26 protein-coding genes are annotated in these 24,075 nt (G+C 34.5%); 10 read left to right on the top strand and 16 right to left on the bottom strand.

What is annotated here, in order from left to right:
- The first annotated feature begins 70 nt into the window (after positions 1 to 70).
- Together HM987_RS11185 and HM987_RS11180 are read left to right on the top strand one after the other, a co-directional pair.
- Positions 71 to 433: a DUF4870 domain-containing protein gene (locus HM987_RS11185; protein ID WP_179008064.1), complete on the top strand. Its 363-nt coding sequence runs from the start codon at positions 71 to 73 to the stop codon at positions 431 to 433.
- A 131-nt stretch (positions 434 to 564) separates the two neighbouring features.
- On the top strand, positions 565 to 1,350 hold the full coding sequence (locus HM987_RS11180; protein ID WP_179008063.1) for a DUF547 domain-containing protein: 786 nt from the start codon (positions 565 to 567) through the stop codon (positions 1,348 to 1,350).
- Between the two features lie 35 nt (positions 1,351 to 1,385).
- On the opposite strand, the gene HM987_RS11175 is transcribed toward HM987_RS11180, so the two are convergent.
- The 8 genes from HM987_RS11175 to HM987_RS11140 form a co-directional block, all read right to left on the bottom strand.
- A complete protein-coding gene (locus HM987_RS11175) occupies positions 1,386 to 2,135 on the bottom strand; it encodes a head GIN domain-containing protein (protein ID WP_179008062.1) in 750 nt (249 codons plus the stop codon).
- Positions 2,132 to 3,229, bottom strand: coding sequence for an acyloxyacyl hydrolase (locus HM987_RS11170; RefSeq protein ID WP_179008061.1), 1,098 nt, complete (start codon positions 3,227 to 3,229; stop codon positions 2,132 to 2,134). Before HM987_RS11170 ends, HM987_RS11175 begins: the two co-directional genes overlap by 4 nt.
- Before the next feature lie 963 nt (positions 3,230 to 4,192).
- Complete coding sequence (gene dnaN / locus HM987_RS11165) at positions 4,193 to 5,311, bottom strand: DNA polymerase III subunit beta (protein ID WP_179008059.1); 1,119 nt, start codon at positions 5,309 to 5,311, stop codon at positions 4,193 to 4,195.
- Between the two features lie 223 nt (positions 5,312 to 5,534).
- Complete coding sequence (gene gldG / locus HM987_RS11160) at positions 5,535 to 7,205, bottom strand: gliding motility-associated ABC transporter substrate-binding protein GldG (RefSeq protein WP_179008057.1); 1,671 nt, start codon at positions 7,203 to 7,205, stop codon at positions 5,535 to 5,537.
- Entirely contained in the window at positions 7,192 to 7,689 is a 498-nt protein-coding gene (locus HM987_RS11155; RefSeq protein WP_179008055.1) for a hypothetical protein, read from the bottom strand. Before HM987_RS11155 ends, gldG begins: the two co-directional genes overlap by 14 nt.
- 1 nt (position 7,690) lies before the next feature.
- On the bottom strand, positions 7,691 to 8,413 hold the full coding sequence (gene gldF / locus HM987_RS11150) for a gliding motility-associated ABC transporter permease subunit GldF (protein WP_179008053.1): 723 nt from the start codon (positions 8,411 to 8,413) through the stop codon (positions 7,691 to 7,693).
- A 129-nt stretch (positions 8,414 to 8,542) separates the two neighbouring features.
- On the bottom strand, positions 8,543 to 8,839 hold the full coding sequence (locus HM987_RS11145; protein ID WP_179010017.1) for a putative quinol monooxygenase: 297 nt from the start codon (positions 8,837 to 8,839) through the stop codon (positions 8,543 to 8,545).
- A 216-nt stretch (positions 8,840 to 9,055) separates the two neighbouring features.
- The gene (locus HM987_RS11140) at positions 9,056 to 9,901 is read right to left on the bottom strand and encodes an SAM hydrolase/SAM-dependent halogenase family protein (protein WP_179008051.1); all 846 of its coding nucleotides are present in this window, start codon (positions 9,899 to 9,901) and stop codon (positions 9,056 to 9,058) included.
- 151 nt (positions 9,902 to 10,052) lie between these two features.
- Between HM987_RS11140 and HM987_RS11135 the strand changes: the two genes are divergently transcribed.
- Positions 10,053 to 11,006, top strand: coding sequence for a PhoH family protein (locus tag HM987_RS11135; protein ID WP_179008049.1), 954 nt, complete (start codon positions 10,053 to 10,055; stop codon positions 11,004 to 11,006).
- 177 nt (positions 11,007 to 11,183) lie between these two features.
- Positions 11,184 to 12,137, top strand: coding sequence for a phosphoribosylaminoimidazolesuccinocarboxamide synthase (locus HM987_RS11130; protein WP_179008047.1), 954 nt, complete (start codon positions 11,184 to 11,186; stop codon positions 12,135 to 12,137).
- 3 nt (positions 12,138 to 12,140) lie between these two features.
- On the opposite strand, the gene HM987_RS11125 is transcribed toward HM987_RS11130, so the two are convergent.
- The 4 genes from HM987_RS11125 to rlmD form a co-directional block, all read right to left on the bottom strand.
- The gene (locus HM987_RS11125; protein WP_179008045.1) at positions 12,141 to 12,680 is read right to left on the bottom strand and encodes a DinB family protein; all 540 of its coding nucleotides are present in this window, start codon (positions 12,678 to 12,680) and stop codon (positions 12,141 to 12,143) included.
- A 214-nt stretch (positions 12,681 to 12,894) separates the two neighbouring features.
- Entirely contained in the window at positions 12,895 to 13,653 is a 759-nt protein-coding gene (locus HM987_RS11120; protein ID WP_229724393.1) for a DUF6048 family protein, read from the bottom strand.
- Positions 13,619 to 14,245 (bottom strand): DUF6452 family protein, encoded by a 627-nt coding sequence (locus HM987_RS11115; RefSeq protein ID WP_179008043.1) that lies wholly within the window; start codon positions 14,243 to 14,245, stop codon positions 13,619 to 13,621. The genes HM987_RS11120 and HM987_RS11115 overlap by 35 nt, the downstream gene beginning before the upstream one ends.
- 139 nt (positions 14,246 to 14,384) lie before the next feature.
- Positions 14,385 to 15,836: a 23S rRNA (uracil(1939)-C(5))-methyltransferase RlmD gene (gene rlmD / locus HM987_RS11110; protein WP_179008041.1), complete on the bottom strand. Its 1,452-nt coding sequence runs from the start codon at positions 15,834 to 15,836 to the stop codon at positions 14,385 to 14,387.
- A 282-nt stretch (positions 15,837 to 16,118) separates the two neighbouring features.
- Between rlmD and HM987_RS11105 the strand changes: the two genes are divergently transcribed.
- The 3 genes from HM987_RS11105 to rocD all read left to right on the top strand — a co-directional run bounded on the left by HM987_RS11105 (position 16,119) and on the right by rocD (position 18,299).
- Positions 16,119 to 16,412, top strand: coding sequence for a hypothetical protein (locus HM987_RS11105; RefSeq protein WP_229724391.1), 294 nt, complete (start codon positions 16,119 to 16,121; stop codon positions 16,410 to 16,412).
- Positions 16,394 to 16,561 carry a hypothetical protein gene (locus tag HM987_RS19535; RefSeq protein WP_229724389.1) on the top strand — a complete coding sequence of 56 codons (168 nt, stop codon included), beginning with the start codon at positions 16,394 to 16,396 and terminating at the stop codon, positions 16,559 to 16,561. The genes HM987_RS11105 and HM987_RS19535 overlap by 19 nt, the downstream gene beginning before the upstream one ends.
- 460 nt (positions 16,562 to 17,021) lie before the next feature.
- Positions 17,022 to 18,299 carry an ornithine--oxo-acid transaminase gene (gene rocD, locus HM987_RS11095; RefSeq protein ID WP_179008038.1) on the top strand — a complete coding sequence of 426 codons (1,278 nt, stop codon included), beginning with the start codon at positions 17,022 to 17,024 and terminating at the stop codon, positions 18,297 to 18,299.
- Between the two features lie 70 nt (positions 18,300 to 18,369).
- On the opposite strand, the gene HM987_RS11090 is transcribed toward rocD, so the two are convergent.
- Complete coding sequence (locus HM987_RS11090) at positions 18,370 to 18,699, bottom strand: CCC motif membrane protein (protein WP_179008036.1); 330 nt, start codon at positions 18,697 to 18,699, stop codon at positions 18,370 to 18,372.
- A 12-nt stretch (positions 18,700 to 18,711) separates the two neighbouring features.
- Positions 18,712 to 19,011 (bottom strand): DUF2752 domain-containing protein, encoded by a 300-nt coding sequence (locus HM987_RS11085; RefSeq protein WP_179008034.1) that lies wholly within the window; start codon positions 19,009 to 19,011, stop codon positions 18,712 to 18,714.
- Positions 19,012 to 19,252: 241 nt separating this feature from the next.
- Here HM987_RS11085 and HM987_RS11080 point away from each other — a divergent pair, with 241 nt between their 5' ends.
- Positions 19,253 to 19,462 carry a hypothetical protein gene (locus tag HM987_RS11080; RefSeq protein WP_229724387.1) on the top strand — a complete coding sequence of 70 codons (210 nt, stop codon included), beginning with the start codon at positions 19,253 to 19,255 and terminating at the stop codon, positions 19,460 to 19,462.
- On the top strand, positions 19,452 to 20,009 hold the full coding sequence (locus HM987_RS11075; protein ID WP_179008030.1) for a Smr/MutS family protein: 558 nt from the start codon (positions 19,452 to 19,454) through the stop codon (positions 20,007 to 20,009). The genes HM987_RS11080 and HM987_RS11075 overlap by 11 nt, the downstream gene beginning before the upstream one ends.
- Here HM987_RS11075 and HM987_RS11070 read toward each other — a convergent pair.
- Positions 20,006 to 21,031, bottom strand: a complete 1,026-nt coding sequence (locus tag HM987_RS11070; protein ID WP_179008028.1) for a hypothetical protein — start codon at positions 21,029 to 21,031, stop codon at positions 20,006 to 20,008. The two genes, HM987_RS11075 and HM987_RS11070, sit on opposite strands and share 4 nt — an antisense overlap.
- Positions 21,032 to 21,081: 50 nt before the next feature.
- Here HM987_RS11070 and HM987_RS11065 point away from each other — a divergent pair, with 50 nt between their 5' ends.
- A complete protein-coding gene (locus tag HM987_RS11065; RefSeq protein ID WP_179008026.1) occupies positions 21,082 to 22,227 on the top strand; it encodes a cysteine desulfurase family protein in 1,146 nt (381 codons plus the stop codon).
- Here HM987_RS11065 and HM987_RS11060 read toward each other — a convergent pair.
- Positions 22,217 to 24,052 carry a T9SS type A sorting domain-containing protein gene (locus HM987_RS11060; RefSeq protein ID WP_179008024.1) on the bottom strand — a complete coding sequence of 612 codons (1,836 nt, stop codon included), beginning with the start codon at positions 24,050 to 24,052 and terminating at the stop codon, positions 22,217 to 22,219. The two genes, HM987_RS11065 and HM987_RS11060, sit on opposite strands and share 11 nt — an antisense overlap.
- Positions 24,053 to 24,075 lie beyond the last annotated feature (23 nt).

The following is a 24,075-nucleotide window of genomic DNA, read 5'->3' as shown; positions in this document are numbered from 1 at the left end:
TCTTAATTTCACGAAATTAATTGTAACATTTTTAATGAATATGCGTCATATAAGTGTAAAATCATTAATCATGGAATCAAATTATCACACACTAAAGCGTACTGACAATCAATTATTGGTCATTACGCATTTATCGCAATTACTAACGTATTTAACAGGATTTGGCGGACTCATCGTGCCTTTAATTATTTGGGCAACGCAGAAAGATCAAGTTGAACGTATGGATACCCAAGGAAAGGCGATATTGAATTTTCAATTGAGCATACTTATATATACCATAATCAGTATTCCGTTAATCATCGTATTTGGTTTAGGAATTTTAACCTTAATACTAATCGGTATCTTGGCATTTGTAATGCCAATTGTTAACGCTATAAAAGCTGGTAATGGAGAATTACCTAGCTATCCATTGTCTATTAATTTTGTTAGTTAGTGATTAAAAAGATGTGGAATTGAAAAGGCTTACCATTTTGGGAGGCCTTTTTTTTTGCTCAAACCCGATAAATAGTAGTGCATTGTCATTTTTTTAGCATTTTTAATTTTGTAATTTCTTATCTTGACTTTATGAAAAAGCAGACCAAATTTTTAGGAATAGCAATTATAGGCATTTTGATGCTCCATTCATGCGTATCATCAAAAGGTATAGATTATAAAACGAAGAACGAACAAGAATATAAAGTTGAGACAGAAAATAAGTTAGATCATAGTGCATGGGACAAACTTCTGAAAAAACATGTAAAAGACGATGGCTTAGTAGACTATAAAGGTTTTAAATCTGATGGTGATCAACTCAATGCTTATGTCACTTATCTTAGCGAAAACAAACCCAATGAAAACTGGGCTTTTGAAGAGCAATTAGCCTACTTCATAAATGTTTATAATGCTAATACCATTAAACTCATCGTCGATAATTATCCTGTTAAGAGCATAAAAGATGTTGGTGCTACGATTTCTCCATTTTTAAAGAAATTTATAAGGATAGGTAAAAAAGAATTGTCTCTTGCAGATGTTGAAAAGGGAATTCTTCAAAAAATGAACGAACCTAGAATTCACTTTGCTATTAACTGTGCATCAATTTCGTGCCCTAAATTGTTGAATGAAGCCTACACAGCAGAAAATGTAAATCAACTGATGGATAAAGCCGCTAAAGAATTTATAAATTCTAAAAAGAATGCTATTTCTGAAGACAAAGCTGAATTATCTGAAATTTTTAAATGGTACAAAAAGGATTTCTTAAAGCAATCGGAATCCATTATTGATTATATCAACCAATATGCGGAGACGAAGATCAATAAAGGAGCGGAAATCACTTTTATAGATTACAATTGGAAGTTGAATGATGTTGACTAGATTCAAATAAGATTTTAACTGGTTAAACTTGAAATTCAATTTTCAATAATAAGTTGCCCAGTATAAAGCACTTCCACATCAAGGTTAGGTGGAGTATTGACGACAATAATATCGCCTGTACTCAAAATACTTCCTGTGAGTTGTTGTTGTGGATTTATGATAATATCATTTGTACCTCGATGATAAATAGCTGCATTTTCAACAATTAAATTCCGTCCTTCAAAACGTGCATCGCCAAACAAAAAGTTGAGGTCTAGATTGGTTGCATTTCCTGTTAAGAAGAAATTACTCAAGTTGTTTTGGGTTATGGTTAGGTTTTCAACCTGTAAATCCAGTTCAAAATCGCCATCGGTATGGAACCCATCTTCTTCCTCCAAATCTTCGGATAACAAGGTGAGGTTTGGATAGGTTAACGTATTCCCGCCTATAATTTTCAATCCAGAACTATTTCTAATTTCAGTAACATTTGGCGCAGACACATAAACTTTGGTAATGCCGTATTCTCTGGAAATGTTGCAAGCATTACTGTTTTCTATAGTTAAGCGACCTTCAGAAACTTTAATATCAATATCATTCAATAAATTTTCCCCTGTTTCAAGTAAGACTGAAAATTCTCCCTCGGAAATGATAAGTTGCGTCCGTTCAAAAACGGTTATTTTATCAAAATTGTCTAAATCATAGGTGCGTTGAATAATAGCTCCTGAAGCCTGAAAGCAATCCAAAGCATCTTCAGAATCACATGAGAATACCAAACTTAAAACCAAAACTAATACCAACTTTTTCATAATCTAATTCCTAATCCAAATTCAACAGCTTCTGCTTTTGCACCATGGGAATGCACATTGACAACACCAAATATTTTATCTGAAAAATAACGCTTCAAACCTAATCTGTTATAAACGCGACCTTCAAATTCCACAGGATAATATATGTAGTAACCCAAATGCGTGATAAATGCTATTTTATTAAATCGTAATTCGTGACCGACAAAAACACCAACACGTTTATAATCTTCATCGCCTTTAACGCCAAGTTCCGGAAAAGCTACAGATTGATGTTTGATCATTTCCTCTAAAAATTTGGACACAAATAATTCTGTTCCTGCCAGAATAGTGCTTTTGTGGTTGATGCGTTTATCTACAAATCCTGTGAATACATAAAAAGGAAATTGGCCACTACCGTTAATGTCACTTTCATTGACGCCGCTTCTAAAAACAAAGTTATATTTAAATGGTTCAGAATATTTTGTACGTTCCCCTTCAGGAATATATTCTGGAAATTCTTCAGCATCAAACACATAATTCAGTCCAGCTGAAAAAGCAAAAGTGTTGGTACTATTATTTGGTGCTTTAATGTTGGCGTTAGAGTAGTGGATGACCGTAAATCCTGCATTGAACCCTAAACCTTTATAAAGATTCTCTTTGATAAAGTCAAACTTTAAATAGGTAGAACTCAGTAAATGCGAGCCATAAGCATTGTTAATGTAATTTTCCGTTTTGTCGTAAGGCTTGTTGGTGTAGGCAATGCCTTGTCCTATTCTAAAGACCAAACTTCGATTTAAAAAGTAAAAATTAAAATGACCATAGAGCCCAATATTTTCGCCCAAATAGGGATTTTTCATGTCTTGATAAGTCATTGAAAATCCCCAATCGGGATAATTATAACGGCGTTCCCACGCATTAAAACCATAGGTTTTTCTGTTATAACTTAGCACGAAACCTGCAGGATGGTCTGTAATGAGATGGGAAATATCAGGATTATGTTCTAGAATTGTGCCATAAAAAGGGCTGAAATCCAACGAAAACGGTTTCTTTTCTTCCTCTTGAGAAAAGCATAATACACTTATTGAACAAAGAATAACCAAAAGTTGGTTGTGCATAAAAAAGTAGATTTCAAAGCGGGAAGTAATTATACCAATTTAATTTTAAAATAATACATAAATAATTTGAAATATATTTTGTTCAGATGAGATAGAAAATTCAAGCATAGCCTTAGTTACGGTTTGATTTTATATTAAAATATGAACGAAATAGAAACAAATTATATGTGTTATTTTAATGTTGAATTGGTATTTAAGTTGATTAGACTCGTGGAATTTAAAACATAAAAATAACTAAATAAAGCTCAGTATCTGAAATTTTCACATAAAAAAAGACTTATAGACAGAAAGTTCATGCCAAAGATTTGTAAATCATATTGTATAACCCAAAAGAAAGTTAGAGCTCAACACCTAAATTCCGACAGCGTCGGAAACAACGATTTTCAGAAATAATGAGCAAGTGGGTGGCTATGAAAATAAATCTAGGATTGGAACTATTAGTAAAATTAAATCCTAAATCACTAATGTATTAGCGAAAGGTGCATTGGCAAATGCGAAGCATTCACGAATTCCATATTATAAAATAAGAATACATGAGTAATTCCTAATAAATCATTTTGTCCCGATAGCTATCGGGATTGGTTCGTTTTGCATCAAGGCAACTGCGAAGCATATCATGAGTTCCTATATAAAAAATAAAAATAGACGAATAAAATGAACATATAAAAAATTAAGAACCTAAGTTCAAAATAGAATCTTTTAATACATGACAAAAAATCAGAATAGAAACAAACAAACTATATGAATTAAAAACTAATATGAATTCCGAGTTTAATAGACCTCAAAGGTTTTCAAAACCTTTGAGGTCGTGCTATTCCTAGAAAACCTGAGTAGTTTATTCTTAAATATTATTTGTTTATAATATCAACAATATTCTTAAAAACAAAAAAAAAACACCCATCCGAAAATGAGTGCTTATAATATTTTTCTCGATTATGAGATTCCTGCGTTCGCAGGAATTTGTTAGTTATTCAACATCACAGGCATCACCAACATAGTCACATGTTCGCCTTCATCTAAACCATCAATTGGAGTAAGAATTCCTGCTCTGTTTGGTAAGCTCATTTCTAACTGAACGTTATCTGAGTTTAGATTGTTTATCATTTCTGTTAAGAAGCGTGAGTTAAAACCAATTTGCATATCGTCACCTTGGTAATCACATGTTAGACGTTCTTCGGCTTTGTTGGAGTAATCGATATCTTCAGCTGAAATATTTAATTCTGCACCAGCAATTTTTAAACGGATTTGGTGTGTCGTCTTATTAGAGAAAATACTAACACGACGAACCGAGTTTAAGAATTGTGTTCTATCAATTACTAATTTATTTGGATTCTCTTTAGGAATTACCGCTTCATAATTTGGATATTTTCCATCAATTAAACGGCAAATCAATACGGAATTTTCAAACGTAAATTTAGCATTAGATTCATTGTATTCTACTAAAACATCATCATCACTTCCAGCTAAAATACCCTTTAAAAGTGTCAAAGGTTTTTTAGGCATAATGAATTCGGCAGTTTCCGTGGCACTGACATCATTTCTAGTATATTTTACCAATTTGTGAGCATCAGTGGCCACAAAGGTTAAATTATCTTGAGAAAATTGAAAGAACACTCCACTCATTACAGGTCTTAAATCATCGTTACCTGCAGCAAAAATAGTTTTGCTAATAGCAGTTGCTAAAATATCGCCCATTATGGTTGTTTTGCTAGCATCTTCTATAGAAACGGCATTTGGGAATTCAGCGCCATCAGCATAAGCCAATGCGTATTTACCATGATTAGAGCTAATTTCTACCGTGTTGTTGTCTTCTACAACAAAGGTCAGAGGTTGCTCAGGAAACGTCTTTAAGGTGTCCAAAAGTAATCGAGCAGGTAAAGCGATGCTTCCTTCAGAATCACTTTCAACATCCATAGTTGCAGACATTGTCGTCTCTAAATCACTAGCCGAAATCGTTAATTTGGACTGGCTCAGCTCGAATAGGAAATTATCTAAAATTGGCAGCGTATTACTGTTATTAATCACGCCTCCCAATACTTGAAGTTGCTTTAATAAATAAGTGCTTGAAACAATAAATTTCATGTGTTCTATATTAATTGTTTTTTATTCGTAACACGAAACATCTTATTTAGAATTTAAAGATAAAATCCAACCTATTCGGTTAGATGTTTCACGATGAATATATGTGTTGAATTCTTTTTGGTTCGTCTTACAAATATATCTCAATAGAAGGGTTTTATAAAACAAACTTATTAACAAATTTTTCCCACGAAATTGGGAATCCCGCTGTAGTAAAGTTCAGATTTTAAGAGGCGTATTTACGTTTTCTCAAATAGTTAAAAACAAAGCCAAACAAGCCTAATAGTATAAGCGGCAAAGCAATATTGATAAATTGCCAAGTTCCTTTGCTGTCTTTTACTTTATCGGCATCCAAAAAAGCGACACTAATCTCCTTGGCTCTAATGTTTATAAGTCCTGTATCGTCCAAAAGGTAATTGACTGTATTAAGCACAAATTCCTTGTTGCCAAACGATTTTCCTGTGAGTTGGTCAAAGCCCAACTCTAAAGGTCTGTTTTTTATAACTTCATTTTTAACCACATTACCATCCGAAATCACGACCATTTTAGTGTCAACACTTTTAGACTTAAAATTAGTCACTTTAAAAGGTAAAACACGTTTATCATAAACCGAAGTAAACGCGCCTTCTAAAAGAACGGCTAAATTTTGAGGACCTTTATCATACGAGGTTTCATCTGGTGCTTGCGTTACGTTCGCTAATGAAATTGTAGTTGGAGCACCTTCTAACTTGGATTTTGGCGAACTCTGTAATAAAATGGATTTTTTGATGCTATTTTTTAAGGTGTCAATCGGACTCGCAAAATCAAATTTTACCAAGTTTAAATTTTTGGTAATTGGATGATTGGGATTGGATGCTGCCAGAGGTGAATATTGCCATTGAATCGGTTGCATTTGCGCCTGACTGCCTTCTCCAATCGATAACATAATCGGAGCAGAGTAGAGGTCTTTTACTAAAGTTGGGTTCACGCGAACACCGTATTTGAAGAAAAAATCATTCAAATTCAAATCGCGCATAATTGAAACGCCTGTGCCTGCCTCATTATACAAACTGTCCTTGTCCATAACCACGGATTCTGTTAGCCATAGACTTTTGCCACCATTCATGGTATATTGATCTAAAATAAGCTTTTCATTCTCTGAAAATGGAATACTAGGTTTTGCAGAAATAATTAAATCGTAGTCCTTCAATTTGTCTAACGTGCCTTGTGGATTGGTAGCCACACTATCTAAAGTGAATTGCGCCAAATTATAATAAGGTCTTATCGTTTGAAGAAAGTCAGCGATATAAATATCGTCTAACTGCCCATTACCTTTCAAAATTGCAATCTTTTTTGACTTGGCATTGACCAATTTGCTAAAACCATCTGCAAAAGCATATTCCAACGATTGCACCGAATTATTAATCTGCTCCTGTAAACCTTGTGTGATGCTTCGTTTTAAAAGTGGAATTTTCACACGTCCATTTTTATAACTGGCATAAGCCCAAGGAAAAATGATGTCTTGCGTTACTTTTCCTGTACTATTATCGGTGTTAATATAAGGTTCTAAGCCTTGTTTTGTTAACTCCTCTATATATTGTTGCCGTGTGTTTTCATCTTTAATTGGATCAATATAATTAACAACAATTCGATTTGATTTTAATTGAAATTCATCTACAATCTGTCTGACTTCAGTTTGAAGTAACCTAAATTCCGAAGGAAAATCCCCTTCCAAAAACACATCGATTATTAAAGGCGAATCCAAATCATTAACCAATGATTTTGAAGCATCCGAAAGCGTATACCGATTATCTTTTGTAAGATCGAAGCGTTGATACACCGAACTTGAAATCGAATTCACAATAATGAGTGCAACAACAATAGCAATGCTATATAAAATAGATTTATTCTTCTTCATTCTCGAAAGTTATTTCTTCTTGATACGGTTTTAAAGCGATGACTTTGCCATTTTGAAACGTTATTTCTACACGCTCTTGCTTAGTGTTAAAAGCTCCGGGTTCAATGCCAAGTCCGTAATTCCATTTGTCAGCATCGTGTGTTTTTTTTGATTCGTCCCATGAGAGCCACTCTGCTTTTCCTAAAAGCTTTGTTATGCTTTCCTTTGATGCGCCAATTAAGGTGTCTGATGCCATAGTATTATCAATCATCTCATAACGTAATGCTGGTGATTCGATCCAAGCCTCACTATCAAAATATTTCTGATGATGATAACTGCTAATGATATTCAGAAATGGATAAAACATAAAGAAAAATACAAAAGGGGTCAAAATCAAGCTTATTAATGCCGAGAGCCATTTTCGTTTATCAACTGTATTTAAAAATAAAAATAACAGTACAAAAACGATGACTAAAAACAGGAATAATAAGGGTGTGATAATCATCTTACTGCTTTTGAATTCTCAGTTTTGTAAATAGCAAAAATGCTATGGCTATACTTATAAAATACACCAAATCCCTTGTGTCAATAACACCACGACTCATACTGTTGTAATGTGCGGACATACCAAGATTTTCCATATAAACAAGATTGTCGAAAATATTATAATTCGATAAACCTTCAAATCCGAAATAGAAAAAGAAACAGATAAAAACAGCAATGATAAAAGCCACAATCTGATTTTCGGAAAGCGTAGAGGCAAACACGCCAATGGCTGTATAAGCTCCAACTAAAAATAAAAGTCCAAAATAGGAACCGATGGTGCTGCCCATATCGAGATTGCCTTCTGGATTTCCTAATTGATAAACCGTGTACACGTATAGCAGCGTGGGAATAAGAGCCATTAAAATCAATGCAAAAGCGCCAAAATATTTGCCTAATACAATCTGAAAATGAGAAATTGGTTTGGTAACCAATAACTCTAGAGTGCCTTGTTTTTTTTCGTCACTAAAACTTCGCATCGTCACTGCTGGCACTAAAAAAATAAGAATCCATGGTGCCAATAAAAAGAACGATGACAAACTAGCTTGTCCATTATCCAAAATATTGAATTCACCTTTAAAAACCCAAAGAAATAGTCCGTTGAGTAATAAAAAGACACCAATGACCAAATAGCCAATTGGCGAAGCGAAGAAGGTGTTTATTTCTTTTTTAAGTATTGCTAGCATTTTTCAGTGTTCAGTGTTCGGTGTTCGGTGTTCAGAGTTCAGAGTTCAGAGTTCAGAGTTCAGAGTTCAGTTTTCATTTTGCTTTGCGCCAACGACACAATGCGAAATTTTGTTTTTATTCGTAATTCGTCAATCTAAAATCGCCAATTTGTCCACACTCCAAGCTTCAGGTTTTCCATTAAATAATGGTTTTGTCTTAGCCCAAACCCCTTTAAACAATTCAGAGTGCCTATAATTATTTAAATCCTCTTCCGAATCCCAATAACTATAAGTAAAAAAGATATTGGTGGTATTTTGGTCGCGATACAATTCTAAAAACTGGCAGCCTTCAAAATTTCGAATCTTTTCTTTTACCGTTTCAAAATTAGCCAAGAATTCTTCAATTTTAGAAGGTTCAAAGCTCATTTTTACAATTCTTACTAACATCTTGTTTCCACGAAAGTGGGAATCTTTTTCTTTTGTACCCATATTATAAAAAGCCTTTCCTAAATCCTTTCCAAAGGAAAGAACTTTCTCACTGTTGTGAATATTAAAATATACCTTTTAGACAATCCTATTTTTCCTACAGTAAAGAAATGTATTCTCACTCCTATGTTCACTGTTTATACCTATCGTTTTCCTTTCCTTTGGGAATCCCGTTAGCTATCGGGAAAGGATGGGCTTAAAATTCACGGTAACCGTATCCATATTTTTTAAACCCATCAACGTAGAAGCGCCACCCACTGTGGTGCAATTACTTTTATAAACAGCTATTTCTAAATAATCGGAAGAGTTAAAAACGACTAAGCCTTTGCCTTCAACATCGCGTTTGGATTCTTCGATTTCAAAATTTATGATATCACTAAATTTATTATGAATTTTTTTAAACATATGGTTTCTAGCAAAAACCTCATAAGCCCTTCCTTTTTGAACGGTTTCAAAAAATTTGCGTTTAATATTGGTCACCACATTTCCATAATTGTCAATATAGATAACACTCCCAATAATTTGGTTCTGCTCATCATTTACAAAAGGCACTAAATTTTTAATTGGTTTAATTGTGTTAATAACTTTTCCAATCACATCCAAGGTTCCGCCTCGTGCAATATGACAAGCCACTTTTACAAAAATATCCAAAACAGGAAAGTTGGTTTCAACTCTGTCGTGTATATTAATTTCAACGATTTTTTCTGGTGCGATTTCCGTACATATCATGCTCATAATACCATTGTTGGCGCATATAAAGTAATGGTCGTCTAATTTAACTGCAATATGCTTATTTTCAGGACTTAATTCAGAATCAATTCCTATTAAATGAATCGTTCCTTTTGGGAAACTACTGTAGGCATTTTGAATAATATAAGCCGCTTCAGAAATATTAAATGGTGATACACAATGAGAGATATCTACAATCCTAATATCCTCAAGTTCGCTATAAATCGCTCCTTTTGTGGCTCCTGCAAAGTGGTCTTTTTCTCCAAAATCAGTCGTTAAAGTGATTATCGCCATGGATTGATTGTTGATATTTTTTTAAGATTTGTGGTTGTAAAATTATTAGCTTTGTGTCATACAACAGAATCACAAAATTAAGAAAAGAAAAGAGATTAACGGACCAAATGAATTTTAATATTTGTTGGTTTAAACTAAACAAAGCAAGCTTTTGAACGAACTTATCCTAGAACTCGAAGAAATAACTCCAAAAGAATTCTTCGGTGCACAAAATGCAAACATTGTACTTCTAAAAAAGTATTTCCCAAAACTTAAAATTGTCGCGAGAGGCAATAAGATAAAAGCCTATGGCGATGAAGATTTACTCGAAGAGTTTGATCGCAGAATGAATATGTTAATAGAGCATTTTGCAAAATATAACAAACTGGACGAAAATGTAATAGAGCGTGTTTTAACAAGCCAGAGTAGCGACGATTATAACACATCTGACAAAAGTGGCGAAGTTATAGTGCATGGCGTTGGTGGAAAATTAATAAAGGCACAAACAGCAAATCAGCGCAAGTTGGTGGAAAGCATGCGTAAAAACGATATGGTTTTTGCCATTGGTCCGGCCGGAACAGGTAAGACCTATACAGGAGTTGCTTTAGCGGTACAAGCCCTAAAAAGCAAAGAAGTAAAGCGGATTATTTTAACGCGTCCTGCAGTGGAAGCTGGTGAGAATTTAGGGTTCTTGCCAGGGGATTTAAAAGAAAAATTAGATCCATATATGCAACCCTTGTATGATGCCTTGCGTGATATGATTCCTCACGAAAAACTGGAAAGTTATATCGAAAAAGGCGTGATACAAATTGCACCATTGGCTTTTATGCGCGGTCGTACACTGGATCATGCTTTTGTAATTTTGGATGAAGGTCAGAACACGACACATGCCCAAATGAAGATGTTTTTAACTCGAATGGGTAAGAATGCGAAATTTTTACTCACAGGTGATCCTGGACAGGTGGATTTGCCACGTCGTACAACATCTGGATTGAAAGAGGCGCTTTTGGTGTTAAAAAATGTGGAAGGTATTGGTATGATTTATTTAGACGACAAAGATGTGATTCGCCATAAATTGGTTAAGAAAGTAATTGCAGCTTATAAGAGTATTGAGAATAGGGAATAATCCCCTTTAATTCCCCAAAGGGGAAAACTCATAATTTAAAAACATGATGATTTGATAGTATGACCACATTAATGAAAACTATAATTTTTATTCAAATATGAAGGGACGGAGAACTCGCGACTTGTCCATACGTTCAAAAAAGAAATCCGCAAAAATTCAAAAAAATTAAATCTAATAATGTCAAACACCATAACAGACACTAATTTCAATTTTCCAAATCAAAAAAGTGTTTATAAAGGAAAAGTAAGGGAAGTTTATAATATTAATGATGAACAATTGGTCATGGTTGCCACTGATCGCTTAAGTGCCTTTGATGTGGTGATGCCAAAAGGAATTCCTTATAAAGGGCAAATCTTAAATCAGATTGCAACGAAGATGATGAAAGCGACTGAGGATTTGGTGCCCAATTGGTTGGTGGCGACGCCAGATCCTAATGTCGCCGTCGGGCATTTATGCGAACCGTTTAAAGTGGAAATGGTGATTCGTGGTTATATGTCTGGTCATGCAGCTCGTGAATATAAAGCAGGAAAACGAATCCTTTGCGGCGTTGCAATGCCAGAAGGCATGAAAGAAAACGATAAATTTCCAAATCCTATTATCACACCAGCCACAAAGGCTGAAATGGGCGATCATGACGAGGATATTTCTCGAGAAGATATTTTGAAAAAAGGCATCGTGTCTGAAGAAGATTATAATGTTCTTGAAGATTACACCAGAAAACTATTCCAAAGAGGAACAGAGATCGCAGCAGATCGCGGGCTAATTTTAGGCGATACAAAATACGAATTCGGGAAAACAAAGGACGGTAAAATTGTTTTGATTGACGAGATCCATACACCAGATTCTTCACGTTATTTCTATGCTGATGGTTACCAAGAGCGTCAAGATAGAGGAGAGGCGCAAAAACAATTGTCTAAAGAATTTGTAAGACAATGGTTGATTGCCAATGATTTCCAAGGCTTAGAGGGGCAATCCGTTCCTGTTATGAGTGATGAATATATTGAATCAGTAAGCGAACGCTATATCGAACTTTATGAGAATATTACAGGAGATACATTTGTAAAAGCAGATGTCTCTGATATTCAGAGTCGGATTGAGGGTAATGTTTTAGAGTATTTGAAAGTTGTTTAGTTTTTAGTCGCTCAAATTTGAATAGGAGCTTTTCAAAATCTCAGTATGATGCTCAACATGATGGGCGGTCCACATAATTAGTTCTCGAACTGGCATTTTGCCCATTAAAGGATGCGGCAAAACTACGGTGTCTAAATTCTTATCGCTAATTCGCCTGGTTTTGTATTGTAGTTTCTTTTCTTCGGTTTGCAATCGGTTTAAAAGATATTGTTTGTCTGCCAGTTTAGGAACTTTCATGTTTTGAGACGCTTTATAAGTTTTGCCTTTTGCATCTGACAGCCTTTCTTGGTAGCGTTTAACAATCGCTTCGTATGCTCTAACGGGTCTATTTACCTTTCCAAATTTTAACCGCAACAAAAATTTAGGCATGCTCAGTGCATTGTTGAGCGGAACTATGCCCTGTAATAAATGCAATACTTGCTGGCCTGTGGTCCATTTGCCTTCTGGTCCTTGCGTCCACGAGTCGTCGGGTTGTTTTTCTAACCAAGTAATCAATTCAGAATGTTTAGTGTCAATTAAATCGGCAATATCGTCTTTATGCATATGAAAGATTTTGATAAAGAAAAGATATGGATTTTTCTTGAAAGTAAAGGAGAGGAGTTGTAAAGTTATTTCTTTTGATTAGAATCAGGAATCAAGAATCAGGAATCAAGAATCAGGAATCAAGAATCAGGAATCAAGAATCAGGAATCAGGAATCAAGAATTAGGTCTATGACTAAATTGGAATTTGGATTGTATAATCTGTGATTTGAGTTCTTATTCTTCAACTTCCTTTTCTTGAATCACAATCTTATCCTTCTTAAAGATGGGTACTAAATAAGACAGGTTAAACCCAAAACCTCCTCCGAAAGCACTACTGTCGTAGGTTCTGTTATAACCAGGAACATAGAGATTTTCGTAATTATCAATCTCTTTCTCTGAAAGTAAAACTTTTAGTTGCACATTAACACCAGCAAAAAAATTATTGAACACTTCCGCTTTTAATCCCACTTGAAGCTCTACCCAAAGTGCTGATAAGCCATTATATTCTGTGCCTTCATCAACTGTAAATTGCTCGCCCCAGTATTGATTGTAAACATCAAAAATGGTATAATTATTTAAGGTTTGGCTAAAAGAACTTGCGCCAACCCGGAAACCAACATAAATCATATTTTCCATATCGAGCCAGTTTTTGTAAAAATTCATATCCACTCCAGCTTTAAAATAGCTACCTTTTGTGGTATTATTTAAATAATCAGTTTCTAGGAGGCGTTCTTCATTGCCAATTTCACCAGCAATATATAAACGTTTAGTCAAACGATAATCGCCCATGATTTCAAAACCAGAATAGTCATCATCTAGGAAAGTTCGTGCTAATTTGCTTATATCTGCTCCAAGCCTAAGACCATACTTTTGCTTGTAAATTAAAGTATCTTTAACCGTTTTTTTCTCCTCTTGCGCAAAAGCCATTGCAGAAAACAACAGCAATATTGTTACACTTCTAATGATAGATGCGTACATGTGTTGTGTTTTCATTTTCAACAGTATTTTCAATGCTTTCTTCTATAATAATATTTGCGATCCATGGCACTGAATCATTGGATTCGCTTGTGACATTTAATTCTGTAAATATGCTTTTGTAACCACAAGCTCTTGAGACATAAACAAACTCGGTGCTATATGATATGACCAAAATATCTTTGTTGGAGTTTGTGGTTAGGTCGTCATCTTCAACACGTAAATTGGTGTCTTTTTCTAAAATGTATCTTATGGTTATTGTGTTTGCTGAATTGTCGGTTGATTCCTCTTCAATTAATAAAGGTAGTGCCAAGGTGTTGGTATTTACATTAAATACATAGGAATCGTCATCGTTATACTTTGCTACTAATGTATCAGATTGGACCGTAGGCTCTATGGGATTTCCTTCTTCATCTAATTCTAATACACCATCTCCATAAACCGTTAGTCTAGGCACATTTTTTAAGACTTCCAAATCATCAATATCATAGAATTCAACAATTAATCGAGGTGTTGTGGAAGTCGTTTCTGCACATATATCATCACGCTCGCAATTAAAGCTTAATATGGCTAGAGTGATAAAACTTATAAAAATCAGTAGTCGTTTCAAATTTAATTATTTCAATTTTCAGTCTTCAGTCTTCAGTCTTCAGTCTTCATTCTTCAGTCTTCAGTCTTTGGTCATCCGTCTTCTGACTTCAGTTTTAGGTTATTTAAAAATTTCTATTCATACTTAAGGCTTTCTTTCATTATTTCTCAAAAAGCACAACCGTTTCAATATGTGCAGTATGTGGAAATTGATCAACCAAACTGAGTTTTTTAATCGTATAACCAGCTTCCATCAATTGCTCAGTATCTCTTGCCTGTGTTGCAGGATTACAAGATACATAAACCAAACGTTCTGCATTTAGGTTTATTATTTTTTTAAGGGTTTTAGGCGCAATTCCAGCTCTCGCAGGATCTAAAATTAGAGTTCTTATTTTGTTTATATATTCAGGGTGTTCACTTAAAAATTTCCCAACATCAGCAGCATAGAATTTCAAACCTTCAATGTTGTTTCTTTTTGCGTTTTCTTTAGCATCCTTAATGGCAGCAGCCACAATGTCTACGCCAATAATTTTGGTGTTTTTGGCTTTGTTGGCTATGATTTGGCCAATAGTTCCTGTGCCACAGAACAAATCCAAGACCACGGTATTGTCAACCGCATCTTTATTTTCTAGAGCGTAATCGACGACTTTAGAATAGAGTTTTTCGGCACATTTTGGGTTCGTTTGAAAAAAGCTTTTCATGCTGATTTCAAAATTTAAACCAAATAATTCTTCAACTATTTTGTCATTACCATAAACTAGGGAAATACGTCCTGTGGTGGCTATGGTTCGGTCTCCGACTTCATCATTTATAGTGTGTAACAGTCCGGCAACTCTATCTCCAAATAATTCTACTAGAAAATTCGCGAATTTATCCAAATCAAATTTTGGTAAATCGTAAGATGTAGTTACCAAATTAAATAAGAGCTGATTGGTTTTATATGATTTTCGAACCACGAAATACCTAAAAAAGCCTTCCTTTTTTGGAGCATGCCAAGGTGCTAATCCTGTTTCAATGCAATACGCTCTGATATCTTTAAGATGGTTTTCGAATTCAGCATCAAATAAGCCTGAATCTTTATTTAGATTATCGCCACACCACCATGTACCACGTTTTTTAAAACCTAAGGTGAATTCATCAACATCCGTTTTCAATTCGTGATCATAACCAATGGCAGAAAAACCATATTCCATTTTATTACGGTAATGAAAGGTGTTAGGCGAGGTGACAAATTCGTCAAACTTGTCTTCAATATCAGCGACTTTACCAATTCGTTTAAATAATTCTAAGGTACTTTGCTTTTTATATTGATGCTGTTTTTCAATGGGTAAATTAATATAAGGCGCGCCAGGAATGCTTTGATATGGCATATCAATTTCATCTTCTGCCGATTTTAAGACTTCAAAAAGTTTTCCTTCCGCATATTTCTTGCTAGTCTTTTTGATTTGGGTTTTTACCAACTGACCAGGTAAGGTATTGGGTACAAAAACCACAAATTCACCATGTTCATTGCGAATTCGCCCAATGCCTTTGCCACCAAAAGCGTAATCTTCAATTAAGATGTCGATGATTTGTCCGCGTTTTACAAATTTGTTGCGTTCTCTTTTTGGCATTTTTTGAATTAATTTGGGTGCAAAGATATCTTTATTTTATAAATAGATAAGACGAAAGGCTATTTGATAATTATTTGAAAATTTAATTAGTTCAAACCATTAGCGTTTAAAATGCTGTAAAGCTAATTTCACACACAAATAACAGATCATTCAAATAAGAATTATAGACCACTATGCAAATATAGCCAATTGTTATGCTCAATTTTTTGGTAATCTACTACATTGTTTTGTTGTAATTAAAAATGTCGTCATTAGCTTCAAAAATTTCGGAGTAATACTAATATGAATTCAAATAGAATATTTGTAATTTGCAAAAACAGAAAATCCAATAAGATGGCTAATGTAGATAAAATTAGAAACGGATTAATTGAAAAAATTCTTTCGATAAGAAATAAGGAATTTTTAGAAACTCTTGATAAGCTTGTAACTTTTAGTGCCTCAGAGTCTGATAAAGTAGCATTAACCGATGAGCAAAAGTTAATGTTACAAATGAGCGAAGAAGATGTAAAAAACGGTGAACTTATTTCCCAACATGAAATGGATAAACGGAATCTCGAATGGCTCAACGCAATGTAATCTGGACAAGAACAGCAGATATACAGTTCGTTGGTATACTGGAGTATTGGGTAAACCGAAATAAATCAGCATCCTTTTCAAAGAAATTAGTTGGTTTGGTAACCAAGCATACAAAGGAAATTGCAAATACACCTTTTATTTATAAATAATCGGACTTCAAGGACATTCGAGTTTCTTCACTTGGAAACTTTAGTATATATTTTAAACCAACTGAGACATCAATTATAATCTATGCCTTTTAGGACAACAGGCAAAACCCCTAGACTTTGCTTGACATTATGAAGACCAATATGTAGTTTTTATTAATTAGAAATAGTTTGTTTTGCCAATAAAATACTTTTTAATAATTCATAAATCTGGTATTGAAAAAGGCCTTATTATGTTTCAATACAACAGGAATATTTATTAATTTGCACACCTCTAAGGATGATTTCTTTCCCACGCTGAATTTTCGGTCTTCACATCTTCACTAAAGTTACTGTGAGCAAAGGCTGAAAGGAAAAAGGTAGATAAGGAACTCGCTAAGCGAGATTTAATTATTCATGTTTGCATTGTTAGCAATGTTGAACGGTGCCTTTTACTAAGGCATAAACCTTAAATTAAATTAAAATGGCTGTTTTAGACCAAGTAACATCGCAGCAAGCGATAGATTTAGAAAACAAATATGGTGCGCACAATTACCATCCACTACCTGTAGTTTTGAGTAGAGGAGAAGGTGTATATGTATGGGATGTGGAAGGAAAAAAATATTATGATTTCCTTTCTGCATACTCAGCAGTAAACCAAGGACATTGTCATCCTAAGATTGTGAACGCAATGACAAACCAAGCACAGACCTTGACCTTAACATCGAGAGCATTTTACAATGACATGTTGGGTAAGTTTGAGAAATATGCAACTGAAACCTTTAAGTTCGATAAGCTTTTACCAATGAATACTGGAGCAGAAGCCGTAGAAACTGCTTTGAAAATCTGTAGAAAATGGGCTTACGAAGTCAAAGGCATTGATGAGAATGAAGCCGAAATTGTGGTATGCGAAAATAACTTTCACGGAAGAACCACAACTATCATTTCATTTAGTAATGATCCTGTAGCACGTAAAAACTTTGGACCTTATACCAAAGGCTTTATTAAAATTGACTACGATAATCTTGAAGCTTTAGAACATACCTTGAAAAGTAATTCTAATGTTGCTGGTTTTTTGGTTGAGCCAATTCAAGGCGAAGCTGGCGTATTTGTACCAAGTGACGGTTATTTGTCAAAAGCAAAGGCATTATGTGAAAAATATAATGTTTTGTTTATTGCAGACGAAGTACAAACAGGTATTGCTAGAACAGGTCGTTTATTAGCGACTTGCGGTAATTGCAGTTGTGCGGATAAACATTGTTCGGGAACTCCCGAAGTTAAGCCAGATATCCTAATCTTAGGAAAAGCCTTGTCTGGTGGTGCCTATCCTGTTTCTGCGGTTTTGGCCAATAATAGTATAATGAACGTTATTCAACCAGGAAACCATGGAAGTACTTTTGGTGGAAACCCTGTAGCAGCAGCAGTCGCAATAGCAGCTTTAGAAGTCATTAAAGAGGAGAATTTAGCAAACAATGCAGAAGAATTAGGACAATTATTTAGAAGCGAACTCTCTAAGTTTATTGAAACGAGTTCTATCGTTAATGCGGTACGAGGAAAAGGGTTGTTGAATGCTATTTTAATCAACGATTCTGAAGACAGCGATACCGCTTGGAATATTTGCTTAAAATTAAGGGATAACGGTTTATTGGCAAAACCGACCCATGGTAATATTATTCGATTTGCACCACCTTTGGTAATGACCAAAGATCAGTTACTGGATTGTGTTTCCATAATCACGAAGACTTTAAAGGAATTTGAATAATAGAAATTTTAATTTATAAAAAAAGCGATTTTCTTAATTGAAAATCGCTTTTTGTGTTATTAAGATTAAACTATTGGTTTTGTTGCCATTGTTCCATCATTTCTTGGGATTGTCTCATTAATTCGTCCCAACCAACAGTATATATTCTATAGACTGTCATTATTAAGTAAACCACATTTATAATTAAGATTACAAGCGCCACAATTTTGGCGGTATTCATAGCTTTTACACTACTTTGATCATAATCCTCTGGATTTTGGCTCGCTTTTTTTAAACCACTTTGGGCGATTAAAAATGCAGGTCCTGCAAGTAAAACTCCAGCGCCTCCAATACAGCAGCATAGTAATCCAATAATAGCTAATACATAAACAATAGCTGGGTTTAATTTTTGTTGTTCCATAATTTTTGAAATTTATTTTAAGTAAAGTTTGATTATAAAATTGGTTACAATTATAAACACGTTGGTCAAAGCCAAGATAATAATTATTTTATTACTGTTCTTAATATTCCAGAAACTGTTGACAATTAAAAACCCAAAAAAGACGATTAATGTATAAATCGCTGGATACATAAAAAAGGCGTCAATCAGTTTCCCATTAAATATCAAGGCAATCGAACGTTGCATTCCACAACCCATACATTCAAACCCTAACAGTTTTTTGTTTAGGCATGGCAACATATAATCTTCAAGTCCTTTGGCAATAATAAGCATAGTGCTAATTTAACAAATTGCATATTACACTCAAGTCAAATAGGTAAAAAAATCTACAGAACGTTTTAATGGATTTGTGTTAATACGTGTAATTTCTGTCGAAAAAAAGATGTATTAATCTTTGATATACTACTTTTGTTTATGAACTTTTTTAAACTTTTTGGTAAAGGCGAAAAAGGACAATTTTTCAACTCATTGAAAAAGTCTAACCAAGTTCATTAATAATCCATTTGAAATGAATATGTCCAGAATTATAAATTTGATATGCATCATCGTTGGCGGATTGGTGGCTTTTTATGCCCAAGCCGAAGCTGAGCAAAATGTATATTTATTAATAGGTGGTATTGTGATTTTAATGTTTGGGATTTATAGAACCTCTAGAAATATTCCAAGTAAGCACGATAAACCTGAAGAATCTTCCATAAAAACAGAGAAAGAGGATGAAGTTTAAAGTAGGCGATAAGGTGGAAACCATTGATGATGATATTACTGGAATTATAACTAAGATTTCAGAAAACACAATTACGGTTGAGGCTGACGACGGTTTCGATTTGCAGTTTGAAGCTCATGAGCTCATGTTGACGTCGTCGGGAAATTCGCTTGAAAATGCCGTTTACAACACCGATTTTGAAGCAGTAAAAAAAGAAAAGGAATCCATAAAACGAAAATCAACGCCAACGGTAAAACCCAAAGAGCGACACGCTCCAAAGTTTGAAGTCGATCTGCATATTCATCAATTAACAAAATCTTCGAAAGGGATGTCTAATTTTGATATACTCAATTTACAATTAGACACCGCAAGAGGCCAATTGGAGTTTGCCATCAGAAAACGCATTCCTAAAGTTGTATTTATACATGGTGTTGGAGAAGGCGTGCTTCGCCAAGAGCTGGAAACGCTTTTTGGGCGTTATAACAATGTAAAGTTTTATGATGCAGATTATAAAACTTATGGTTTAGGTGCTACTGAGGTTCGGATTTTTCAGAATATTGAGCCTTAGTCTTCGTCTTGATCAAATACGGCAGGCGTAATTGTTAAAGAAGTGCCCAAAGTCCCTAAACTAATAAATGTTGTTCTTAGAACTTCTAAGTCAATATCTCGCACAACAAATGTTGTGGTTACTACTCTACTGAATGTTGTAATTCTTTTTCCTGGATCTGGATATGGGTCCATATAATCTTCATGATTATATAAATAACGATAAACACTTATTCCTTCTACATCCACAACTTGATCTACTGAACCACTTCGTGGATTTTTATCACCATCTACATCCTCTAGATAAGTAGGAATTCCATCACCATCATCGTCGTCGTCAAGATAATCCGGAAAATTATCTCCTGTTATTGGTACATCTGCGTCTGAATTTAGTGGATTTGTAGTTGGGTCATCATCATCATCATCTTCGTCATTTAGTTCGAATTTGGTTAATACATTATCATTATCGTCGTCCTCATCCAAGTAATCAGGGATTCCGTCGTCATCCCAATCTTGAGAATCCCAATAAATGCCATCTTCATATTGGTCTCCTGAAATACCTTCAAACTCATTTGGAACACCATCATTATCATCATCTAAAACTGTCACGGTTACCTCAGCGGTACCTGCATCTGCTGGGTAATCCTCTGTAATTACTAATTCAGAATTAGTAATGACATCACATAATAGTGCATTGGGATTAATATTATATGAACGATAATTAAATTGGACATCCGAATCTGAGAGTTGTATTATTTCAGGGTCTCCTTCTGGTGTGGGAAACAAAAATAAATCTTCATATTCTGGCTTTGGAAGCAATAAGGTTAAGGATTCATTAGGATCAGATTTTGTGTTATAAATTAAATATGACGCTACAAAATTATCGCAAATTTCCAATTCTTCATCAAATTCTAATTCAACTGTAAGAATATCGCCATCATCACAGGCGACCATAAAGACCAAACAAAAAAGGATATAAAAACGACGTATCATAGCTTCAATTTTCAACAAAAATAAAGGATTTGTAAAATTATAACGCTGCATTATCTAAATAATTTTATTTACGATATTTTTGCAGCAAAGACGAGTTATATATGAAGCAAGTATATTTAGATAACGCAGCTACAACTTCTATAAGACCAGAAGTTATTGACCGTATGACGAAAGTTTTACAGAATAACTATGGAAATGCATCCTCTACGCACAGTTTTGGTCGCTCGTCTAAAGCACTTTTGGAACAATGCCGGAAAAATATAGCTTCATATTTCAATGTGGCTGCATCAGAAATTGTATTTACTTCTGGAGGAACGGAAGCCGATAATCTTGCGCTACGAAGTACCGTTAGAGATTTAGGCGTAACCGAAATCATCACCTCCAAAATTGAGCATCATGCTGTTTTACATACAGCGGAACAATTACAAAAAGAATATAACATAACGTTGAAATTTGTAAATGTTGACGACTGTGGCGTAATTATTTACGAGCATTTAGAAGAATTACTACAATCGGGTAACAAATCTGTAGTTAGTTTAATGCATATTAATAACGAGGTTGGAAATATTTTAGATATTAAGCGTGTCGCAGAACTTTGCAAAAAATACAATGCCATGTTCCATACAGATACCGTACAATCCATTGGTCATTATAAAATAGACTTACAAGCGATACCTATAGATTTTTTAGCAGCAAGCGCTCATAAATTTCATGGACCAAAAGGAGTTGGTTTTTGTTTTATCAGGAAAGAATCTGGATTGAAACCAATGATTTTTGGTGGCGAACAGGAGCGAGGCTATAGAGCTGGTACAGAATCCATTCATAATATTGTTGGTATGGATGAAGCCTTAAAAATTGCTTATGCTAATCTTGAAGACGAAAAGCAATATGTTTTAGGTTTAAAATCATATTTCATGCAACAGCTAGAAACGCATATACCAAAAGCAAGTTTTAATGGCGGTTGCGCTGACGAGATTAATAGCACTTATACGTTGGTTAATGTGTGTTTGCCCATTGCTCCAGAAAAAGCTGCGATGCTTCAATTTCAACTCGATTTAAAAGGTATTGCCTGCTCAAAGGGAAGTGCTTGCCAAAGCGGAAGTAACCAACAATCGCATGTGTTGACTGAAATTTTGAATGAAGAAAAACTAAAGCAGCCTTCTGTCCGTTTCTCTTTCAGTATTTATAATACTAAAGAAGAATTAGATTATGTCATTAATGTGTTAAAGACATTTGTTAATTCTTAACGATGATCTTCTTGGATTTTGCTTTAGTGTTTGAGTACGTAGATACGTTTACAACATACACACCATCACTTAAATTCAATGTAGATAAATTGTATTGCTCCTCAATAGCATCGTAATTACCTTTCAAGATTTGTTTTCCGGCAACATCAAAAATTTCTACAGATTTTATATCTAAACTATTCGGATTTTGAACCGTAAGTTGATGTTTACCATTATCCTGTAGAATAGTTAAAGAAGTGATATCTAATTCATCAATACTCAAAGTGCTTTCTGTGGTAAATACAATTTCGAAGCGATCTGTGTAGTTGCCTGGAGCAATATTAAGATCGTAATCTTGCTGTCTCAAATCAACATAAATATCAGTTTCAATATCATGAATATAAATGCCTTGGGAATCATCGAAATTTTGAATATCGAATATTCTAAAGCGAAGTGGTTGTTGTTCTTCAATGTCAACTATTAAAGGAATAGCCAATGTGTTTTCAAATGGATAGGCTAGGCCTATAAAGTCTTTGTCGTTATAAGTAAAATAGGCATCATTTACTAATTCGCTCGCACGACTTAGTTCTAATCCGTAATCAAAACCGGTAGTAGCTGTATCATGGAAATTCAATAACATTTGTCTTACATAATTTGCTTCATTGATGCTAAACTCCACATTAATTCTAAATCGTTTGTAATCATCTGGCACAATAGACAAGCCATTTTCCTGAAATTGAACTCCAGAAGAGGTTGTAATATCGTTGTTATTTTCACTTCTAAAAAAATAACTATTATTTATACCTTCTTTTTCATAGATACGATGTGCATTTTTTATACTTACACTTCCAGATGAGCCTACATCGCCTTGGACCATAAAACCTTGGCCAATTGGTATGTAGCGATATGCCATTTTAGAACCGTTACTTGGAGGTCCAGGCGGCAGAGGTAGGACATTATCCTGCTCATCATATTTAAAAAAAGCAGCAGGAGCATTGGACATGATTACACCTGAGGCGTCTATTGTGAATACGGAATATCCACCCACATAATCTCTTAAAACATGAGATTGAGTACCTGTTGGACCAGGAATACTTGCATCTTGTTCCCAATAAAATAAAGTGCCATCTATAGCATTCACATTATCAATGTCGTGAATAAAAGCAGCTGAATCAATAGCACTGGGATAAGGGTTGCCAACTAAAGTAAATACGCCTTCAGCAACAGAGTTAGTCATAGTTCCGTTGTTCGGCTTGCCCCTAAAATCGTAAAGTTGACTACCAGTTGCACCAGTTCCATTACCTTTCATTGTAAAACCAAGGCCTGGATTAATAGCACCAGTTGAACCTATAGCGTTCCAATCTGCATAAGAATCTGATATAGAATATGTATATAACCAACGTGAAGAAATGGTTAACGGACTTGCACTACCATTGTAACCAGTGGTAAATAGTGCATCAGTACTCGAAGTTAATCCTAATGGATCTCCAGCTGATGGAATTCCAGTAGCATCATCGATTAAATTTACTCGAGCACTTTCATTTCCATACGCAGCGGAATTATTTCCTACAGGTGAGCACCAGTAATTATATGCCCATTGGTTAACGGTTCCGGTTTGATAAACACTAAGTTCTCCTACACCAGAATTTCCAGTCGTACCTGTCCCTTGAATGAGTTGGGATTCGTCCCTTAAATAAATTTTTGAATCTGCTTCTTCAAGATTGACATCGTCATTAACAAAAAGCACTTCATCGTTAACAAAGACAAATGCATCATTCCGTACACTCAATTGTGCGAAAGAAAAGGAAAAAAATAGCATTAAACAGGCAAAGAAAGAAAGTTTCATATTCTTAAATTTTTGCACTAAAG

This window comes from Winogradskyella forsetii, assembly GCF_013394595.1.
Classification (GTDB): Bacteria; Bacteroidota; Bacteroidia; order Flavobacteriales; family Flavobacteriaceae; genus Winogradskyella; species Winogradskyella forsetii.
Note: the sequence above shows the minus strand (reverse complement) of the source record. Positions and strands in the feature narration are given on the sequence as shown.

Bases quoted from the DNA above. Each gene is read 5' to 3' on its own strand.
- HM987_RS11185 (WP_179008064.1), top strand. From the start codon at position 71: ATGGAATCAAATTATCACACACTAAAGCGTACTGACAATCAATTATTG.
- HM987_RS11180 (WP_179008063.1), top strand. From the start codon at position 565: ATGAAAAAGCAGACCAAATTTTTAGGAATAGCAATTATAGGCATTTTG.
- HM987_RS11175 (WP_179008062.1), bottom strand. From the start codon at position 2,135: ATGAAAAAGTTGGTATTAGTTTTGGTTTTAAGTTTGGTATTCTCATGT.
- HM987_RS11170 (WP_179008061.1), bottom strand. From the start codon at position 3,229: ATGCACAACCAACTTTTGGTTATTCTTTGTTCAATAAGTGTATTATGC.
- dnaN (WP_179008059.1), bottom strand. From the start codon at position 5,311: ATGAAATTTATTGTTTCAAGCACTTATTTATTAAAGCAACTTCAAGTA.
- gldG (WP_179008057.1), bottom strand. From the start codon at position 7,205: ATGAAGAAGAATAAATCTATTTTATATAGCATTGCTATTGTTGTTGCA.
- HM987_RS11155 (WP_179008055.1), bottom strand. From the start codon at position 7,689: ATGATTATCACACCCTTATTATTCCTGTTTTTAGTCATCGTTTTTGTA.
- gldF (WP_179008053.1), bottom strand. From the start codon at position 8,413: ATGCTAGCAATACTTAAAAAAGAAATAAACACCTTCTTCGCTTCGCCA.
- HM987_RS11145 (WP_179010017.1), bottom strand. From the start codon at position 8,839: ATGTTAGTAAGAATTGTAAAAATGAGCTTTGAACCTTCTAAAATTGAA.
- HM987_RS11140 (WP_179008051.1), bottom strand. From the start codon at position 9,901: ATGGCGATAATCACTTTAACGACTGATTTTGGAGAAAAAGACCACTTT.
- HM987_RS11130 (WP_179008047.1), top strand. From the start codon at position 11,184: ATGTCAAACACCATAACAGACACTAATTTCAATTTTCCAAATCAAAAA.
- HM987_RS11125 (WP_179008045.1), bottom strand. From the start codon at position 12,680: ATGCATAAAGACGATATTGCCGATTTAATTGACACTAAACATTCTGAA.
- HM987_RS11120 (WP_229724393.1), bottom strand. From the start codon at position 13,653: ATGAAAACACAACACATGTACGCATCTATCATTAGAAGTGTAACAATA.
- rlmD (WP_179008041.1), bottom strand. From the start codon at position 15,836: ATGCCAAAAAGAGAACGCAACAAATTTGTAAAACGCGGACAAATCATC.
- HM987_RS11105 (WP_229724391.1), top strand. From the start codon at position 16,119: ATGAATTCAAATAGAATATTTGTAATTTGCAAAAACAGAAAATCCAAT.
- HM987_RS19535 (WP_229724389.1), top strand. From the start codon at position 16,394: ATGGCTCAACGCAATGTAATCTGGACAAGAACAGCAGATATACAGTTC.
- rocD (WP_179008038.1), top strand. From the start codon at position 17,022: ATGGCTGTTTTAGACCAAGTAACATCGCAGCAAGCGATAGATTTAGAA.
- HM987_RS11090 (WP_179008036.1), bottom strand. From the start codon at position 18,699: ATGGAACAACAAAAATTAAACCCAGCTATTGTTTATGTATTAGCTATT.
- HM987_RS11085 (WP_179008034.1), bottom strand. From the start codon at position 19,011: ATGCTTATTATTGCCAAAGGACTTGAAGATTATATGTTGCCATGCCTA.
- HM987_RS11080 (WP_229724387.1), top strand. From the start codon at position 19,253: ATGTCCAGAATTATAAATTTGATATGCATCATCGTTGGCGGATTGGTG.
- HM987_RS11075 (WP_179008030.1), top strand. From the start codon at position 19,452: ATGAAGTTTAAAGTAGGCGATAAGGTGGAAACCATTGATGATGATATT.
- HM987_RS11070 (WP_179008028.1), bottom strand. From the start codon at position 21,031: ATGCAGCGTTATAATTTTACAAATCCTTTATTTTTGTTGAAAATTGAA.
- HM987_RS11065 (WP_179008026.1), top strand. From the start codon at position 21,082: ATGAAGCAAGTATATTTAGATAACGCAGCTACAACTTCTATAAGACCA.
- HM987_RS11060 (WP_179008024.1), bottom strand. From the start codon at position 24,052: ATGAAACTTTCTTTCTTTGCCTGTTTAATGCTATTTTTTTCCTTTTCT.